Below are 18540 nucleotides of genomic sequence, written 5' to 3' on the forward strand. Positions count from 1 at the left end.
GAGACCTGCGGCACTCTTCACAAACTCCAAAATACGGTGAGGTGGAGAATAACAAAAGTACCGTAGGGTGGGCATTGCCCACCAGCTTTAAGTCAGTGGAATTCTACTTAATGTAGTGAGCAAGATGCTCATACTACGACAAGGATTCCGCAATTCTTGACATTAAGGTTTAAATGCCGAACAGTTTAACTGAAATAACAAAAGCCCCAGAGAAAAAATCTCTAGGACTGAACCAGGGTGCATCTACCATTTCTTTCTTCTTATCCCTATGAACCTGATCCGGAAAAGTCGTCTAAAAATAACAAAAGCCCCAGAGAAAAAATCTCTAGGACTGAACCAGGGTGCATCTACCATTTCTTTCTTCTTATCTCTATGAACCTGATCCGGAAAAGCCGTATAAAAATAACAAAAGCCCCAGAGAAAAAATCTCTAGGACTGAACCAGGGTGCATCTACCATTTCTTTCTTCTTATCTCTATGAACCTAATCCGGAAAAGTCGTCTAAAAATAACAAAAGCCCCAGAGAAAAAATCTCTAGGACTGAACCAGGGTGCATCTACCATTTCTTTCTTCTTATCCCTATGAACCTGATCCGGAAATTTATATGTATCAAAGTTCTGACTCTACTCAACTTCAAAACCCTCTCCCTTCCCTAGCCCCAGCCGTCTACATTATTGGTGCTGGACCTGGAGATCCGGAGTTACTAACCGTTAAAGCGTTGAAAATGCTGCAAAAAGCAGATGTTATTTTATTTGCCGACTCCTTAGTGCCACCACAAATTTTGCAGGAAACCCGTCCGGATGCAGAAATTATCAGAACTGGGAATAAAACCCTAGAAGACATCTTACCCCTGATGATTGAACGAGTGCGATCGCAAAAATCGGTAGTTCGTCTGCATTCGGGTGATCTAAGTCTATACAGCGCCATTCACGAGCAAATGCAAGCCCTTACCGAGGCGGAAATTCCCTTTGAAGTGATTCCTGGCATTAGTGCTTACCAAGCGGCGGCAGCTAAACTAGGCGTTGAACTCACCGTGCCGGACGTGGTACAAACCATTATCCTGACGCGCATTAGTGGTCGAGCCTCAGCCGTACCTGAGTCGGAAGAATTAGCATCCCTAGCCGCGCATCAAGCCAGTCTTTGTCTTTACCTAAGCGCTCGTCATATAGACGCCGCCCAAGCCAAACTGATGCAACATTATCCAGCAAATACCCCGGTTGCTGTCTGTTTTCGGATCAGTTGGTCAGATGAAAAAATGTGGCTTGTCCCTCTAGAGCAAATGGCAGCACTCACTCACCAGGAAAATCTAATTCGGACAACACTTTATATTATTAGTCCCGCCTTAAAAACACCCTGGTCTTTACCTGAAACAATATCTAGCCAAGATACCAAAGTAGGAACACGTTCCCGCCTTTACCATCCGGAACACTCCCACCTATTTCGCCGCGAGGGGAGATAGGGGAGCTGGGGGAGCTGGGGAAGCTGGGGGAGCTGGGGAAGCTGGGGAAGCTGGGGAAGCTGGGGAAGCTGGGGGAGCTGGGGAAGCTGGGGAAGCTGGGGAAGCTGGGGGAGCTGGGGGAGCTGGGGAAGCTGGGGGTAAGTGAAACCCAACAGGCTAACGGATGGCGTTAAAATTCCTATCATTAACTCTGCGAGTATAGTGATTGTATTGCCTGTTCCCTGTTCCCTAGTCAACTATGAAGCCAACCGTTTGTCCTAAATGTGGTGCAAGCTTGGAGTCTATCACTCATGGTGGCATAGAAATTGATCGCTGCTGCAACTGCAAAGGAATTTGGTTTGATTCTCTGGAAGCTGAAAAACTCAAGCGGATTAAAGACTCCGAGAGTTTGGACATTGGAGATCCAGAAACGGGACATCAATTTGATCAAGTAGATGACGATGTATATTGTCCTCGCTGTGGCGCGACGATGTTTCGCATGATTGATATTGATCGGTATAGTATCTGGTATGAAAAATGTCCCCAGTGTCACGGTGTCTGGTTAGATGCGGGTGAATTTAAGAAGTTTAAGCGGAATTTCTCAGGCAAAGGGATTCTAGGTCGAGTTCGCAAAACCTGGCGTCCTCATTAGCTTGTCTGTTGTGGGAGGGTAATGTAGAGACGCGCCATGGCGCGTCTGAAAGCTGGGGAAGTTAATTTAACACTCACTCAGGGCGGGTTTAGTCACATCGGGGTCAAAAAGAAACGATAGTAGTAAAACCCGCCCCTACAAACCATGTTCCCTCGAAGGTCGTGAAGGGTCAACACTCTCCCCTGCACCCAAAACCCCTAACCTCTTGGTAAACTGAATGCCATATCTGTGCAACTAGGGAGAGGATGCCTTGCTAGACGAACAAGCGAAAAAAAAGATGCTGCGTAAGATTCCGCATGGTCTATATATCTGCGGCGTCAAAGACGGTGATAACTTAAACGGTTTCACTGTAAGTTGGCTGATGCAGTCTTCCTTTGAACCGCCACTGGTGGTTAATTGTATTAAGAGAGAGACAGGTTCTCACGAAATGCTGAAAAAAAATGGTGTGTTCAGCATCAGCTTCCTAGAGAGTGGACAAAAAGACATGGCAGCGAAATTCTTTAAACCCCAAAGCCGGGTTGGGAATAAGTTCGCGGATGTGGAATTTTATGAAGGAGAAGCGACAGGCTGTCCAATCATTTCTGACTCCCTCGGTTACATCGAATGTAAAGTCGTCGATTCGGTGGAAAAGGGAGATCACAGTGTTTATGTGGGTGAAGTGATTGCCGCAGGTGTCCACCGGGAAGGAGAACCGCTTTTACTCGAAAGCACCGGTTGGCAATATGGTGGCTAGAGACTGAACGCCAATTTCCCATATCCCAAATGGTTCTAACTCAGCTCTGGCAGCAGTTAAGGGTAAGCTGATTTGACGTAGAGTGGGCAAGAGTTATAAACCTAAACACCCTTCTATGATCATTTGTTGCTCTTGCCAACCACCGGGTAACTGGGGATTTATAGCAGTACTAAGACAGGGCGTAAACATGCTTTACTGTTCCCTGTTCCCTGTTCCCTATTCCCTCTTGGACTAACTGATGTCCTTTCCGTACCCCGTAGTGCTATATGACCAGTGCTGCAAGATCTCAGTTCTAGTGAAGTTGAAAAAATAAGCCTATGCCTCTGATTAAAGTTCAATCATCTGTCAGTAATCCAGAACCTACCATAGTGGAAGGGTTGCTCAAAACCCTTTCCGGTAAGCTAGCCCAGCATGTAGGCAAGCCTGAATCCTATGTGATGACGGCATTTGAAGATGGTGTATCCATGACATTTGGCGGTACTGTTGAGCCAACCTGCTACATGGAAGTCAAAAATATTGGCACGATGAATCCAGCCCAAACCCAGGCAATGAGTCAAGACTTTTGCCAGGTGATTAGTGAAAAGCTGGGTGTCCCGATTAAGCGAATTTATATTGAGTTCGCTGATGCCAAGGGTAGTATGTGGGGGTGGAATGGTACAACCTTTGGTTGAGGGGTTGGTTTTATCCTGATTCAGCCTTTGCTGTTTTCAGATGAACCCAAAGTAAGCCCCCCTTTTTAAGGGGGGTTTGGGGGGATCTCTACCGTGCTGTATTGGCACGCAAAACTAACCTAATCAAGGTCAGCATCCAATCCTATTGGCTATCGAGCGTCATCTTTGCAGGATTTCTGGTAATTGTTACACATACAAAAGCTGGTTAAAAACTTCATCGGCACTCAGACTATTCAGAATGATACCGACTCGTTTAGCAATCTCATAAGCATTATTTTGAGGTGTGACAATGATGCCTGAATGCTGTTGTCCTATTTCGATGTAGCTCAGGTGCAATCTTTCATAATCCACTCGATTGTGAGTCAATAGACATCGCTCTTGTGCAGCAGCATAAGCCAATTGTTGCTGATCAGAGCAACCCGCCATCCCAGCATCAAGAGTTGTTAGGACATCCAAACCTCTAGCTCTTAGGAGAGTGGCAACCAAATTAGCAATATCCTCATCTGTGTAGAGTGACGCAAAGATTTTCATTCCGCTTCTAAGGCTTTGCGAACTGCGGGATGAATCAGATCGTTTTGGATTCGATTTCGCTCAATATACTCATTGATTTCAGCCTGGTTATCTAAATAGAAACTCAGGGCATCAAAGACTTGAGCCAGAGTAAGCTGGGGATACTGAACCGGAATTTCTTCAGGAGGAGTACCCAATCGCCATAAGCCGACAATGACTCGCACCGATATGCGCGTCCCGATTATAATCGGTTCACCGCTTAAAATGTCTGGATTACGAGTGACATATCTGGAAACTGATGTAGTCGTCATTAATCAAACCCTAGGAGATAGCTCATTTTTATTATCATCCTAACTACGGGAAAGCTGCATCTGTGTGCAATCAAGCGGATTCGATATCACTTAGAGAACCAGGAAATGGGTTCACAGGGATAAGAAAACTGGTCATTATCAATCCCTGTGGTTTCGTGATCCAATACTTGCATCACCTGGTTATAAAATGCCTCCGCTTCGGGAGGGGAATCACCAATACAGGTTAATCCCAGTTTGCCAAACTCCGAGAGGGCGCCCATCAGATGAAACACGTTGCCCGTCCGGGTACTGCTATCAAAATGCAGGCGATAATGGGTAATAATATCCATCAGATCATTAGGCATTAACCCTCGGTAATGATCCCGTTGTAAATTATCCGTAGCAATGTAATATTTCTGGCGACCTTGCTGGCTGTGAAATAAACCCGTTGAGGCGTCGTAATGACCATTGGTTAAATACCGCAGCGACATAAACGGATGGGTGGTTCCCCCTTTGCGTAAGTTAATTTCGATCGCCTGTAAATCCCAAACATTCTCCCCCTTCTCCGGCTGGTGAACGGCGACAAAATCCACACCATACCGTTCAATCGCACCTTTTTCTGCCAAGGCTTGTCCCACTTTAATTCCCATCTGTTGTAAGGGTAAGCGATAGGCAGCATCGGCGGGAAATCGACAGCCCAGATAAATCTGACTATCGGGACCCCCTAAAATTTGATCATGGGTGGAGAGTATCTTCACGTCACCATTCGGGGTAATATACCCTTGCACACTGGGCGATCGCTTGTTCTCTCCTTCGATAAATACCTCGACAATTGCGCCTAATTCGGGAATGCGACTGGAAAATTGAGTCCAGGTTTCATTATTTGCCTGAAAGCCTAAATGGTCTAAGTCTTCGTGGATAGCGGCAACCCGTTGATCATGGGACGCTTTTCCCGGTGCTGCGTCGGGGATTTTTCTCAAATCCAGAATCGCATTCCCTTCCCCAGAAAAGCCTTCATTGAGTTTAATCACCATCCGCTTTAAATCAGGATGACGTTCCCACAACACAGCCGCCGCTTCTACCAACTCCTCCACCGTCCACAGCGTTTCGCAGCCATCGGGATGGGGGATACCACTGAGTTTAAAAATTTCCCGACTCCCACTCTTGGTTCCCCAGTGGAGTAAATCAGGGTCAGGTGCCAGAAGGGGTAGACTGAGTTTTACGGATAACTCTCGCTCAAACTGAGTGGAATTATAACAGACCATGTACGACTTGTGGGGACGCAACGCCTGACGAATTCGCGCCATTAACCGGGGACGTTCTAATATTTTTTGGCTCAGGGGTTTGAGTGAGGCATCATAGGTGGAGAGGAGCATCAAACGCTCACGAGCGTGAGAAAAGGGAATGCCGGGTAACAGTTGTAAGTAATAATCAATGACTATCGGTGATAGGGGGACTGCTGTCACATAAATGAGGCGAGTGCGGGGATTGCGTAAGCGAATCAGGGAAAATAACAGGCGTTCCTCATAGTGCAGAAAACCGGGAATCTTCGCCAGTTCCCGCTGATCAACGGTAACAGACGGCACCACCAAGATGTCGCGATCGTCCTGGTCAAATAGATCAATACTAGACCAGCGATCGCGCAACTGACTCTGAAGCCGCCGAAACCGTTCTGCTTGTGTGGAGGAGGAAGAATTCAATCCATGCATTGCCCCTGAACTGCCTCAATATTATACATAGCAATAGTAACGGTTACTTGGCACAACTGTGATAGTGTAAACGTTAATCTTTGAAAAGCAATCAACGTTTACTGGCGAAACATCAAGGATGAGCCTCTATCCCAAAACCAAAGCGCTGGAAGGGCGGATCACTATTTTTACGCGAGTCATCAGCATCATGTTTATGCTGTTTGGTATCGGTGCCGCTATTGCCCAACTGGCTAAAATCTCTCCGTTTTTAGAGTCCTATCCGGGCTGGACGTGGAATTTGAGTAATATCAGTGCCTTAATTTTAGGTATCCTGTTGTTCCTGTTGGGAAAAAGCCCAGCGATTAAAAGGTTGGTTCATTTTTCCCTGTTTTCCGGGCGAGAAACAATGAAGCGGTTTCTCTTAGTTTTCCCGATCTTTGCCACGATTATTCTGCTGCTGATCAAATTTCGCCTCGGTGACAGCCGTTCCTATCGGATGATTCTGGATGAGGGGGGATTTATTGAATATGGCACGGTTATTGCTTATTTCCTGGCGGGTGGATTTTCCATACCGATTGGTCGTTATTTTTTCCGGCTGCGTCAAAATGTTTTTGGCTGGGGGTACTATCTCTACAGTGCCTTTTTTCTTTTTGTCGGCTTAGAAGAGGTCAGTTGGGGTCAACGCTTGTTTGGCTGGGAACTCCCCCCTTTCTTTGAAACCTACAATGTTCAAGAAGAATTCACGATTCATAATTTGGTCTGGTTTCAGGATTATTGGGGGGAAGGAATTATCGGGATTAGCTTTTTATGTTTGTTAGGGATTGTTTTCTGGTATCGTTCGCATCGACAACAGCAGCAAGGGGGTTATCACTATCTCACTTATTTAATCCCTAGTTGGTTTTTGGCGATATTTTTTAGTTTAGCGTTGGTTATCTATGTCATTCTTGAATATACCGATGGGTTGGGATTCGTTATTTCCAGAGATCAAGAGTTTGCCGAACTCCTTCTATCGTTAGGGTTTTTGTTTTTTGTGATCGTGAATTATTTCCGGCAGGTATTTGACTTTGGAGTCTTAAAGCCAAGAGCAGAAGATAGGGAGTTACGTCTTTAAATCTTACTCAATAGCGAGCGAGACGCTCGCACTCCTGGCGCTAAAATTGTGGAATAGGTTGGGTTCGTCGTAGGGGCTTTAGCCCCTGATTGATTAAGTTTTCTGGGTGTAATGCTAATCCACCCAATTAGGTGTGTCACGCCACGACTGGACTGACGCAGCTAAAATTGTGGAATAGATTTGACGGTGAAATCGGGCGCACATTGCTGCGGGAAAAGGGCACACGTCAGTGCGCCCCTACTTACTGGAAAATGCTTTTAATTATATCGGGAAGATGACGATCGCCGGAAAAGAAATCGATACCAACTAAGGATTTGAGTAAGTACGCAAATAGGAATAAACTGGCACTCAGTAGCAGGTTTGCGCCTAACAGTAGGATAATCGCCGCGATGACATTACCTACTTTAGCCACGCCTTTGGGGATATAACGCCGGGGTTTTCGTCGCCTATCTTTACCGACTAATAACACGACATAGAAGCGGGTGACGATTAAATCGACTAGAAATCTTAAATCGACAATCTTGGGCGATGGCTTGGGAATTGCCTCATCTAACAGATTAAATATTGCCTGAAGCTGTTGGGTGTTGAAACTTGCCCGGAGTTCTGGCTCCATTTTGTCGATATAATACTGGGGCGTGCGATCGGCATAGTTGGGGATTTTTTGCTGAGATTGTCCCGGCAAGGTTGAAGTTTTCACTTTATTGTCTCCTTGATTAATTTGATACTTAAGCCGAGAACTAAAGTTCTGGCTTAAAGCTTAAACCCGTTAAAACGGGTTCAAAGGATTACTCGGTTTTTTAGCTTTAGGTTTCGGAATGTTATGTCCTGACGTTTGAGGTTGTAGGTTGGGTTTCGACTTCGCTAAACCCAACAGAATAGAGGAACTAAGGTTCCTTACTACAAGCCGGATATACTGTAGGATGGGTACTGCCCACTAGCCTTAAGTCAATGTTATTCAGGTTAGGATACATTGAATCGCTGATACGAAAAGGTAGCCGTAATAATCCTTCGGCTTTCTGCTTGTTGCTCGATCAACGATTAACGTATAACTATCATGTCCAAAATTCGACCGACGGCTAACCCACTAAAAGCTAGGGTGACTAAAAACCAAAAGGCTTGAGTGTTTTTCAATCCGGTGGCTTGTATCGGTTGTTTGGCAAAGGCTACGCCAAAGGCTAGAATTATGCCTAAAAGCCAGATCACAAATAAGGCAATGACTAACAGTTGAAAATTGAATCGTAGACTGGGGGGGTACGCCCTGGCTAGGGTGCCGATCCAGACAACACCAACTACCCAAGTGATGGCTAATGCGATCGCGCTTTTGCCTCGCCAAGCTAGGTGTACGGTGACGGCTTGGGTTCCTAGCCAAATTAGCGCCGGGGCTTGATAAAGGGATAATAACCAGCCGGCTACTGTGTATCCGATGAGGAGACTGATTAGATGTAGCCCCAGTAGGGATTGTCCGGATTCGATTCTTGGTGTAGACAGTTTTTGTATCATTCGGGGAATCTCATGCTTTGTCTTTTGTCCTTCTTAGATTCAGGATTCCCGTTTTTTTGGCGAAACTCACAACATCGGAAATGTTTGGGCTGAAGGGGTGACAAGCTAAGTCAACGGTAGGCAGGGTTTGGGGTTTGGGGTATGGGGGTGCGGAAGTGCAAAGTTCATTTATCGGTGGGGAGGGCGGGTTTTGTTGTTCCGTTATTGGTGGATATTTGAATTGAGTCCCTAAACCCGCCCCTACAATTGTCCCTAAACCCGCCCCTACAAAAATACTTGTTATCTGTCATTGTTCAAGATGGCACGGCGGGCTAATTTGGTGTAAGTTTTGACGGTTTGGTAACGCATATCCAGATCATCTGCGATCGCGTTTAAGGATTCACCCATTTCTCGTCGGGCTAATATAGTCGCCCAGGTTTCGGCGATGTCTTGCGCCCGATTTCCTCCCTGGCGCTGGCGTTGGGCGAGAAACTGTTGGGTTAATTCGCTGATGCGTTCGGCTAATAGGGTTTCTATTGAGGGGAGGGCGGGGGTTTCGGGGGATAACCAGCCTAAGCGAGTTTGTCCTAAACCAAAGGGGGTTTTGTGTCCGGTGCCGCAGTAGGGGGCAAATTGGGCTAAGGTATGGAATAGTTGGCTAAATTCTGGGTGTTGGCTGGCACCTGAATCCAGTCCGAGGGCGATCGCACCTGTGAATCCGGTGACGACTCCTTTCTTTCCGGCTGCGACTTTCATCGATTCTAAACGGTGACGCTGAATCACCACGTTTTCCTCTACCCAGTCTAAAAAGGCGGTTTGGTTAAAGGGGTGATCAGAAAAATCATTCCAGCGCCGCAAATAGCTGTGGAAGAGATTCGTGGGAACCGGTAAAGGAAAATGGTGTCCCTTGCGGCGAAAGCTGGTGGGGGTGAGGAAGCTGAGGCTTAGGGATTGGGGTAGGGTGGGGATTGGGGTGGATAAGTTCGGATACGTGGTTGGTGCTAAAGCGATGTGCCAACGGCTAATTTTGAGGACAGCACGACGTAATTTAATCATATCTGGCAGGTGATCAACCCATTCGGCTAGCCATTGGCTTAGGGGTTGGTAAAGGGCGGTGATGTACCAACGGTAGGTTGTATTGGGTTTGAGTTTGAGGTTTTTTCCAGAGGTGAGGAAGTCTCCGTCTAAGCGGGAGAGGGTGAAGGGTTTCTCAGATTGACCATCATGGAGATAGGCGGAGAGTTCGGGGTTAGTTTGGCGAACTTGATCTAAGAACCAGGCGTGAAGTCCGACGGTGTATTGAGTATAGAGGGAGTCTGGGGCGTTGGCGGTTAATTCTAAGACAAGTCCGACTAATTCTGTATCCGCCGCCCAGGGATGGCGGGATGGAGGGGGTTGGGTTTGGCGGCGTTTGCGGGGTGCCATGATGGGGTGAATGCCGGATTTTTAAGGGGTTGCTCCTATATATATAGGGTAAACTGAGTTGTCTCAAACCTGTTTCATTAACTTCCCTGGCGAATTCAGCTCGGTTAAATGACGAGTAGCACTGTCTTCGAGCAATTGACGGATGAAGTTTGGATGTTGTGAGTTAATTAAATGTAACAACTCTCGATACAACCGACAAGCCGATGAGCCAATGAGGTTAGATCTAAAAGTTTCCATCCCCTTTCGGGGAAGTGAGTTTGTCAAGGCTGCAACCTTAGTTGTCACTTGAACCATATCCTGTCCAAAGTGGAAGCATAAGCTGTCCCCAAACCTGTGGTCAATTTATGCTTCCAGTGAGTAGGAGAGGTTAACTTGACTTGAACTGGAAACAAGTAGCTACCTGGAGAGAGACTTGGCAAATAACCTGATTAGACCTAGGACTTTTTGATTGTTTGTCGGTATAACCTGTAACGAGCCGAAATTTGGTGACACAAGTCAGGGAAAAATCGGGAAATATCTCCAGGATCATATCCAATAGTAGCAGCCACTTGTTTGAGAGACTGCGGTGGTTCCAAGGACAAAGCTGCCTCTAAGAACATTTGTACTTTCACCCCATCAAAGCGCCGATTAGTTTTTCTGCGTTGTTGAGTGACAGGCAAAACCTTCAACGATAGGGGTTGATGTTTCATCACCTGTCCAGTGAGAACATCTTCTAAAGGAATAGAAAGACACCAACAGACTCTAAGGAGCAAACCTAATTGTGCCAGTGCCTGACCACATCGCCATTCTCCTGGTACGGAAGCACTCAGGTAGATTAACTCAGCAAAAGCTTTGGCATTACCGTTGGTAGCTTCTTGGATACATAAGTCAATGGCTAATGCGAGATTTCTGAAGGGTGGAGGAGACTGGAGAGCAGGTGCAAGCTCGATAATTTTTCCCACGGAGTACACAACAAAAATCTGCCAGTCCCAATCGGGTTGCTCTACTGGGGAAGCGTCCACAGAGGTATCGCCATTCGTCAAAATTGAATTCACACCCAACCACTGTTGGCATCTAGAGCAGAAACCCGGTCGGGAATTCCACTCTAGAGGGTAGAGCAATCGCTGACAATGAGGACATTGATGCCATAAAACTTGTTGATGAAAAGGACAAGTTGTCACTACCTGGAGCGACCATAATAGAGGCTCGTAGATGGGTTTCCCACAACGCTCCCAATCGTCATAGCAGACGGGACACCAAGCCTTATTGGTACGCAGTAAACCTCGCGACGGTAAAACGTTAGCCCAACTTAACAAAGTCAGAAACCGTAACTGATGTTGCTTTGTTCGTGCTTCTAACACATGAACTGGCTCAGATGCCATAATTCCCATGCCATTCCAGGCTCCCGTATCGTTGAAGAAGACACGGAAAAACCATCGGGATAAACCTTGATGCTGATTGCCTTGATATCGACTGACTTGTGGAGCTACTTCTTGAGCTAACAAAATGCCCGTAGGCACCCGATGAGCTGCTGCTAACCGAGCCACATAACTGGTCAGACTTTCTACCATAGGTGTTCCTACACCAATGGGTTCAAGAGGATGCAAGCGGCTGCGCTCTGGGATTGTTGTGGTTTTTGAATACCATAGTTGATGATTACTCCAGCTTTCAACTGACACTTGGAGCACCTCCGATGACATCCCGTTGAGGATTACGCTCTCCTGGACGACGTTTCTTGGTTTTCTTCTCTTTTTTGTTACCCGTAGAACGGGTCGAGCTATTGAGCAAAGCTTCTGTTGCTGTTGATGGCTCCTTCACGGTTAATCCCAATTTTTGACGCAATCGACCCAGTTCGCTCTCCGATTCTAGTAGCGCTTTCTCGCCTTCTATCGCCTCAGTTGCCATCTGCATACATTTAGACACACTGGGAGCATAAGGTGTAAGATGTGCCAAGCTAAGAGTAGAGGCGGATTCTGCCAATGCTTTTCTCAAGGCTTGTGTCAGCCAATTCTTAACTATCCCTACACAACCGATACTGCGTTCATAGAAGTATTCCCAATGCTGCTCTAAATCAGGGGTTTCTAACAAGGGCATTTGGCAGGCAAAACTCTTGAGTACCCGTTTGAAATCTTTAACGTCCTGTGAGCAATCCGCTTGATAACGAGGAAAGTGAATATCTAGGCTGCGACGGCTCAATTGACCGCTTAAGTTCCTTAACTGTAGCAGTTCATAAGTACCAAAAAGTCCATGCCGGGTGGACGTGAAACTTGCCATTGACTGAATGGCATCCATTTGGTCTTGTTGTCTTCTTCCCGATGCCATTTTAGTGAAGCGCTGGGCTTCATCAACTAGAAATACAATTAATCTCCGTTGTTGAATAATCGCCGCTACATCTTCTCGTAAATCTGACAGGTTAGCTTTTGATTTAATTAGACGTTGAGAAGAGCCACTACCCTCAATTCGGCTACTGCCAGTTCTGAGTTTATAATCAACGAAGGGGTCAGCCAAAGCTATCAAGACACTTTTGTAATAGTCTTTCCAGTCAAAAGACCCGGATTCAGGAGCGCGAGCTTCTACATAAGCAACAGGGATATGTCCACAATCAAGTTGTATGGCTCTGGAGTTCTGCTCTATGAGCACTTTCACAACTTGATGGAGTAAGGTTGTTTTCCCCACCCCAGTAGGGCCAAACAAAAAGATTAATGAAGCGCCTCCAGGATTATTGACGGCATCTATTACAGCTTCATACGCAATTTTTAGTCGCCTGTGTACTACCGTACAACTTTCAAAGTAAGCCAGTTTTTCTGCTGGATTGACGGCTAAAAGTTCTGGAGGAAAATTCTGGGAAGACGGCATTACCAAAACTCCTCATAAGGTTCAATTTCTTCCGAGTCAATCTCATCTCTATTAGGAGAGACTTCTTGACTTATAGGAAGTGAAAGGCACTCGGCGGCTGGAGGCTGTTCTTGAAGTCGCGAAATTTTTCCTCCATCAATTATTGCTAAAACCTCTTTGGCTTCTACATCCCGTAACCGTTGCTCTAAGATAACTTCTTGGGCTTCTGTACTTGCTAAAAATTCAGCTAGGGCTTTGGCTGTGATTGTAAATTGTTTGGAGTAATTCTTCTGCTGTTGACGCAACTGTTCACTAGCTACCATTATTTCTCGCTCTGAGTGACCCACTAAGCGGCTATAGTGCTGCGAGATGCAACTTACCCACTGACCTTTAATGTAAGCATAGGCAATCCCAGCATCATAGGGGTCATAGCGCACATTTACTTGGGTTTTTTCAATTTCCGGATTTCGGAAACTATTATGCCAATAGTAGATGTGGTTAATTTTGACTCCCTGATTGGGAATTACTTTGGCAGTTCCTTTGGGGGTCGTTGGTAGGGTCAAAATCCGGAAAGTTTCATCATAAGGAATCAGTTTGTGTGAGCGGAATCCGGTTTGCAACAAGCCATCTTCAAACGCCGCTCTTGGGCTTTGTCCTAGTGCCGGATGCTCCTTGTTGTCATAAAATTTATAAGCCCAATCGCATAGATTCTGATATAAACTTCCTAGAGTCCAGATGGCTAAATTACGAGGATTAACGCTTTTCGTCACAGCCCGATAATTCCTGTTAATTTGCGTATTTCCCCAGAGATTGTGAATGAACATGGTATTGGCTGTGCCGAACAAGCGCTCGCATACTGAACCAAATCGGGGTTTGGCGGCTGGTCGGGTTTTCTTTGTGCAAGAGTAAGCTGCCAGGAGCCGCTCGAAGTAAACACTCATGAATTCTTTGGCTCCATCCACCACTATCGTGTCGGGCAATCGTCCATGACGATGGACACACTCGCGCATCACCATCATGCAACTACGATACGACGGTGGGTCAAAGCACAGATAAACGGCTAGTATTCGTCGTGAGTAGGCGTCTGTTAGGAAGGTAGCCCAAGGGCGACCCAGATTGATTGATGTGTGGGAGCTAACTAACTCGATATCTAATTGTGTATGGTCAATATGGCAGATTTCAAAGGGTCGTTGTCCATGCCTGGGGGTGTTTACCTCTAGTTCCCAATAAAAAGGTTCGTGCTTGTAAGCGGCTCGGCGTCCTTGCCTGTTTACAGCCTGTTCGTAGTTAGATTTTTGCTGAATTTTTCGGACAAACGTTTTGTAGCTACAAGGAGTGATTCCCTGCTGAGAGCAGGCTCGTACCAGTGAACTATAAACGGCAAATTTTCCTTGTTGTTTGAGATTTAAATAGCTGTTATCAATGAATTCGTCTACGATTTTTTGTGTCGTTTGAGGCAATTTAGGTTGGTGGTTGCCTTTAGAGCTGACGCGGGGCAACAAGCCCACATAACCGCATCCATATTGCTCAACTGCGTTTCGCCACGAGCGCAACCAACGGCGAATTGTACGTGCTGAAACGACCTGATTTGAGGTTTGGAGTTCGCCCGTTAGGTAGGGAGAAATGATGGAATAGCGGCGGTTGGCTTCTACACAATCATCAACACTCGCCTTGGCAAGGAGGTCATTGACTTCTCTAGAAGATGGGGATTGGATGACAACACCTGTTAACTCCCCCTGTTTTACTAATTCCAATAGGGCTTCGTTGGGCAGTTGGATGACTTTTGCCTCTTCATTGAGTAGGGCTGTATGGGTTTCTCCTCGATTGAGAATCGATAAGCTTTTTCCATTCCATACCACAGAAGAACCGGGTTTTAGATCAACTAAGTTGCGGGCTAATTCTAAGGTTGATTTTCCTCTCAACTTGGTTGTTTCGATTCGACAAGCTTTCTGATTAACCGGAAAGATTGGAATCTGTGTACCAAGTTGCGCTATGTTGACACCCCGCCAATTCACATTTAAATAATTTTGGGCAATTAGGGTATAAACCTCCTCACAGTTGTACCCCTCTTCTAGCAATTCACCTAAGGTAATTCCTGGATGAAGTTCCACCCGTGATATGATCTCGGCACAAACTTTCTCTTCTACAGAAACCTGGGATGGGTGCAAGTAGTCTTCGAGAAAATGAAGATTATTTTGGAAAACCCAGTCAATTTCAGCGTTGCAACGGATGCGATAATATAATCCCAAACTTTGTGCTACTTCAACTCCTGGGGGACAGTGCCATTGACCTTCACCTTCTCGCACGTAACGAGCAGGCATTTTGACTGATAGTCGCACTAATTCATCCAGTGTTTTCCACTCTTCCCAACCAGCACAAGTCTGACGCAACACAAAGAAATCTGGGGTATGCAGGACTCCTACTTTCCGACCACTCAGAGCAATGTAGCTCAGTTTGATGCCACTGGGTTGGTCGTAATATTCCAGTACATCTGGGTCATATTCCATCTCATAGATGCCTGCCAATTCGTTGTGGTGGCTCTCAAACTGAATCGTTACGCCCATTTTCCGGCTGGGGTAACGACCACTCACGTTCCCTGCCCTACTGCGTACCACACGCGACGGCGGCGAACTGCGTAACAGTTCGATGTATTTCCTTGTCGGTTCTGCCAAGCCTAACTGCTGACACCACCGCACAAACTGCTCGCCGTCCAGCATATATTCCTTTGCCTACGCAGCCATGAAATGATGTCTTCAGTTTATCAACAAAAGGACATCTTATCCTTCCAATTTCAACTTGTGGACAACTTATGGTTCTACCTAGCTGTTCAAGTACCTGTTCTCCCGACGACAGCATCAGAGTTTTTACCTTGTTGGCGGACAGCTTATGCTTCCACTTTGGACAGGATATGGTTCAAGTGACACAATCAATTGCCCATTCCCCATCTGCCAAGTGCTTCTCAAATTGCACCCGCCAAGTTTTCCCGCGCCAATCCTTAATCTCCAATTCCTTCATGGCTGCTCACCTGTCAGAAACCATTGCAGCCAGCCACTTCTGACTCTCAACCAATTGCCAGAACTAGACGACTTAATCCGTAAGTCCAAATGTGGTCCCGTTGAGCCGCCACTGTTCCCTGTCCAGGCGATCGCTCTTTTTCTGTTGACTTTAATCTTTTGCCCCGGTTCAACTAAACACCGGGACAAGTGCAGCAGTTTAAACTGGAGTGTGGGGAATTGCTCAGACGTGAATGTGGCATACAAGCCAGCCGCGTCACCTCTGGCACATTCGACCCAACCGTCAGCGATCGCATACAAAGCCGTCCCCGCTGGCGTGGCTAAGTCAACCCCTTGGTGATATTGACGCTTCCCTGAGATGGGGTGAATCCTCCACCCACGCGGCGATGTAACTTTATAGCCTGCGATGATGTCTCCCAGTTGAGGATTTTTCTGGAATTTAACATCCCATTTATAAATATGAGACTTGTTGATCTGATCTGGTGTTTTTTCTAGAGACTTACCGGAAAGGAGTGCGATCGCTCTCCCTCGATGCTCCCTTGTCATCCGCTCAACGGCGCTATCTAAGGTATGATACCCGTCGCTGATACTTCCTTTGGCGTTGGGATGTCCAGCAAATACAGTAGAGTAAAGCTGTTTAAGTCCACCACCTTTAAACCCACGTTTAACCAAGTATCGCTCAACATAATCCATCTGCTCAACCTGGCTTTTATGGGCTAAGGCTTCTGATGTGGTTCCCAGTTCAGCCGCCGTGGAGGACATAAATTGAATAAGCCCGACGGCGCGTCCCCTACCTTTAACAACGGGACCTCTAATACTGGGGCTAAATGTTCCAGCAGTTTCAAAACTAATCAGTGTGGCTAAGTCAATGGGGTCAGCGTTGATATTAGCCGCGACTTGTTTGATTTTCTGTGCAAATGGGGTTAGGTGTAGAGACGTTGCATGCAACGTCTCTACAGGTTTAGCTGAATCGGATTCCGGTTTGGATTCCGGTTGAATCGCTGTTTCCTGGACTTGTTCTACACCATCTTTAAACCAATCAAAATTGGGACTATAGTCTTGACTGTTTGCCAGGTTGAAACTGATTAATGCAGTGGCTGCGATCGCTAATATCTGATTCCTCAATCTAGATTTTTCTAGAGATTTAGGGGAATCATCGATCGCTCGTAATAACTGACTGACTCGGCGGTCAATTTTCCAGAGGTTCGTTCTCTTGAGGGTTGCTAGTTCCTGCTCCAGCTTCCGAATTTCCCTCTGTAGCTGGTTGGTGCTTAGGGTTTGTGTTGCTTGTGTCATTGGTTAGTAGATGCCAGGTGAGTAAAAGCAAGCTAATCGCTAAGATGAGTAATGCGAAGCGCTGAAGTTTTATTCGTCGCACTTCCCGCTGGAGCGATCGCAAGTGCTGAAGTAATGCCCTACGGCTGGGTTGTGTCTCTCCCTGATTTTTTCTCGTTACAAACTTCTTGAATGGTTTGAGTTCCATAACAAAAAAGGCAAAAAAGGCAACAGGCAACAGGCAACAGTTCCTACTTTCTGATGGGTTGCTGTTGGGAGTATTTGGGTAGGGAGTAGGAGGAAGGAAGGAAGGAAGAAACCAAGCGTGTTTTCCATATCGCTGATTGGTGCCAGCTTTTTACCTATCCTGGCTTTATGAGTGCCACGCTATGTCTCGTTTAAACCTCCTCTCATCCTTTAAACCCTAATGGCAACCGCTATATCTGTTGCCTGTTGCCTGTTCCCTGTTGCCTCCTGCTTTCTTACAGTTCCTGGGCTAAAGTAATTGTTTGGGCGATTACGTTGGCTAAATCAGGATGTTCCACAACATAGCGATCGCTCCCTCTCAAACTGAGGATTAAGTCTCGTCCAAAGCGGAACGCGCCACCGCCCCCAACGATTGAGGTTTCTATCTCCGGAGGTGTACAGTCGGTGATGATTTCGGCAATCTCGCCAATGTACCATTCATGGGCGGTATCAATTGCATCGGCGATGGGGATGGGTTCGGGTTCCCCCTGGGGCTGATAATAGTCCTCACAGTTATTTACAGCGGTGATAAACTGGGGGTCTTCTGGGTCATTAATCCCGGCTTCTTCTGCGACCCATTCATAATATAAGGATGTGCCTTTGCCATCAAAGGACTGACTGCGGTTATCGTCAAAGAATCCATCAGGGTCAATAAAATCGCACAACAGGGTACGATAGCCGATATCGTAGCAGGCTTGCCAGGAATCATTGGGTTTAGATTCTGCGATCGCTAACTGACGATAAGCCCCAATGTGATAGCCTTCTGGCACTACCTGTAATGTCTGAATCGTGGCTGATTTGCGTCCTTGCGGCGTAGACCAAGTGAGGGACTGGCTTAGGGCTTTCTTGGCGGCTGTCTCCTGTGCTTTGAAGTTTCCTGGGGTGAAGAATAGGCTCAGGCTGAGATGGATGTCCTCACCGTTTCCTAATCCCAGTTGCTCGAGTGCTAGAATAACTCGCAGCTTGAGATTGTCGGTTTTATCCCCGTGCAGTCCGGACTGGCTGGTGAGTGTGGCTCCTTTGCGATCGCTGGTGTAGGTTTTACCGCGATAGGTGATTTCTATGTTCCCTTTAACGGTTGAGTTTCGGGTTCTTACTCGTGATTTGCCACGGGGTATCTCGGTGAGATAGTTGAGCGTGCGCTGGATGGCGAGGGCGGGTTGATCCACGATTTCCCCTAGTAAAGCGACTTTTT

General features: G+C 46.6%; 17 protein-coding genes. 5 read left to right on the forward strand and 12 right to left on the reverse strand.

The window, feature by feature from the left end; all coding sequences use genetic code 11:
• Nucleotides 1-603 precede the first annotated feature (603 nt).
• The 4 genes from cobM to RID53_RS21245 all read left to right on the forward strand — a co-directional run bounded on the left by cobM (nucleotide 604) and on the right by RID53_RS21245 (nucleotide 3493).
• On the forward strand, nucleotides 604-1458 hold the full coding sequence (gene cobM / locus RID53_RS21230; RefSeq protein ID WP_446389998.1) for a precorrin-4 C(11)-methyltransferase: 855 nt from the start codon (nucleotides 604-606) through the stop codon (nucleotides 1456-1458).
• Between the two features lie 238 nt (nucleotides 1459-1696).
• Entirely contained in the window at nucleotides 1697-2089 is a 393-nt protein-coding gene (locus RID53_RS21235; RefSeq protein WP_446389982.1) for a zf-TFIIB domain-containing protein, read from the forward strand.
• 250 nt (nucleotides 2090-2339) lie between these two features.
• Complete coding sequence (locus RID53_RS21240; RefSeq protein ID WP_446389983.1) at nucleotides 2340-2822, forward strand: flavin reductase family protein; 483 nt, start codon at nucleotides 2340-2342, stop codon at nucleotides 2820-2822.
• A gap of 317 nt (nucleotides 2823-3139) precedes the next feature.
• On the forward strand, nucleotides 3140-3493 hold the full coding sequence (locus RID53_RS21245) for a phenylpyruvate tautomerase MIF-related protein (RefSeq protein WP_446389984.1): 354 nt from the start codon (nucleotides 3140-3142) through the stop codon (nucleotides 3491-3493).
• A gap of 186 nt (nucleotides 3494-3679) precedes the next feature.
• Here the strand turns inward: RID53_RS21245 and RID53_RS21250 are convergent, their stop codons facing one another.
• The 3 genes from RID53_RS21250 to RID53_RS21260 all read right to left on the reverse strand — a co-directional run bounded on the left by RID53_RS21250 (nucleotide 3680) and on the right by RID53_RS21260 (nucleotide 6002).
• Nucleotides 3680-4024, reverse strand: coding sequence for a DUF5615 family PIN-like protein (locus RID53_RS21250; protein ID WP_446389985.1), 345 nt, complete (start codon nucleotides 4022-4024; stop codon nucleotides 3680-3682).
• Nucleotides 4021-4314 carry a DUF433 domain-containing protein gene (locus RID53_RS21255; protein WP_446389986.1) on the reverse strand — a complete coding sequence of 98 codons (294 nt, stop codon included), beginning with the start codon at nucleotides 4312-4314 and terminating at the stop codon, nucleotides 4021-4023. The genes RID53_RS21250 and RID53_RS21255 overlap by 4 nt, the downstream gene beginning before the upstream one ends.
• An 86-nt stretch (nucleotides 4315-4400) precedes the next feature.
• Nucleotides 4401-6002 (reverse strand): peptide ligase PGM1-related protein, encoded by a 1602-nt coding sequence (locus RID53_RS21260; protein WP_446389987.1) that lies wholly within the window; start codon nucleotides 6000-6002, stop codon nucleotides 4401-4403.
• Nucleotides 6003-6120: 118 nt separating this feature from the next.
• Between RID53_RS21260 and RID53_RS21265 the strand changes: the two genes are divergently transcribed.
• A complete protein-coding gene (locus RID53_RS21265; RefSeq protein ID WP_446389988.1) occupies nucleotides 6121-7092 on the forward strand; it encodes a hypothetical protein in 972 nt (323 codons plus the stop codon).
• Between the two features lie 241 nt (nucleotides 7093-7333).
• Here the strand turns inward: RID53_RS21265 and RID53_RS21270 are convergent, their stop codons facing one another.
• The 9 genes from RID53_RS21270 to RID53_RS21310 all read right to left on the reverse strand — a co-directional run.
• Entirely contained in the window at nucleotides 7334-7789 is a 456-nt protein-coding gene (locus RID53_RS21270) for a hypothetical protein (protein WP_446389989.1), read from the reverse strand.
• 341 nt (nucleotides 7790-8130) lie between these two features.
• Nucleotides 8131-8592 carry a hypothetical protein gene (locus tag RID53_RS21275; RefSeq protein WP_446389990.1) on the reverse strand — a complete coding sequence of 154 codons (462 nt, stop codon included), beginning with the start codon at nucleotides 8590-8592 and terminating at the stop codon, nucleotides 8131-8133.
• Between the two features lie 279 nt (nucleotides 8593-8871).
• On the reverse strand, nucleotides 8872-9996 hold the full coding sequence (gene cas6 / locus RID53_RS21280; RefSeq protein ID WP_446389991.1) for a CRISPR-associated endoribonuclease Cas6: 1125 nt from the start codon (nucleotides 9994-9996) through the stop codon (nucleotides 8872-8874).
• Between the two features lie 63 nt (nucleotides 9997-10059).
• Nucleotides 10060-10233 (reverse strand): hypothetical protein, encoded by a 174-nt coding sequence (locus tag RID53_RS21285; protein ID WP_446389992.1) that lies wholly within the window; start codon nucleotides 10231-10233, stop codon nucleotides 10060-10062.
• Nucleotides 10234-10430: 197 nt separating this feature from the next.
• Nucleotides 10431-11654, reverse strand: coding sequence for a TniQ family protein (locus tag RID53_RS21290; RefSeq protein ID WP_446389993.1), 1224 nt, complete (start codon nucleotides 11652-11654; stop codon nucleotides 10431-10433).
• A complete protein-coding gene (locus tag RID53_RS21295; RefSeq protein WP_446389994.1) occupies nucleotides 11644-12831 on the reverse strand; it encodes an ATP-binding protein in 1188 nt (395 codons plus the stop codon). The genes RID53_RS21290 and RID53_RS21295 overlap by 11 nt, the downstream gene beginning before the upstream one ends.
• Nucleotides 12831-15527, reverse strand: a complete 2697-nt coding sequence (locus RID53_RS21300; protein WP_446389995.1) for a Mu transposase C-terminal domain-containing protein — start codon at nucleotides 15525-15527, stop codon at nucleotides 12831-12833. Before RID53_RS21300 ends, RID53_RS21295 begins: the two co-directional genes overlap by 1 nt.
• Nucleotides 15528-15821: 294 nt before the next feature.
• A complete protein-coding gene (locus tag RID53_RS21305) occupies nucleotides 15822-17120 on the reverse strand; it encodes a peptidoglycan DD-metalloendopeptidase family protein (protein WP_446389996.1) in 1299 nt (432 codons plus the stop codon).
• A gap of 461 nt (nucleotides 17121-17581) precedes the next feature.
• Nucleotides 17582-18540, reverse strand: a 959-nt coding sequence (locus tag RID53_RS21310) for a hypothetical protein (RefSeq protein ID WP_446389997.1), incomplete at its 5' end; no start/stop codon positions are given.

It is taken from the genome of Coleofasciculus sp. B1-GNL1-01, from assembly GCF_040220235.1.
In the GTDB taxonomy this organism is placed as follows: Bacteria; Cyanobacteriota; Cyanobacteriia; order Cyanobacteriales; family Coleofasciculaceae; genus Coleofasciculus.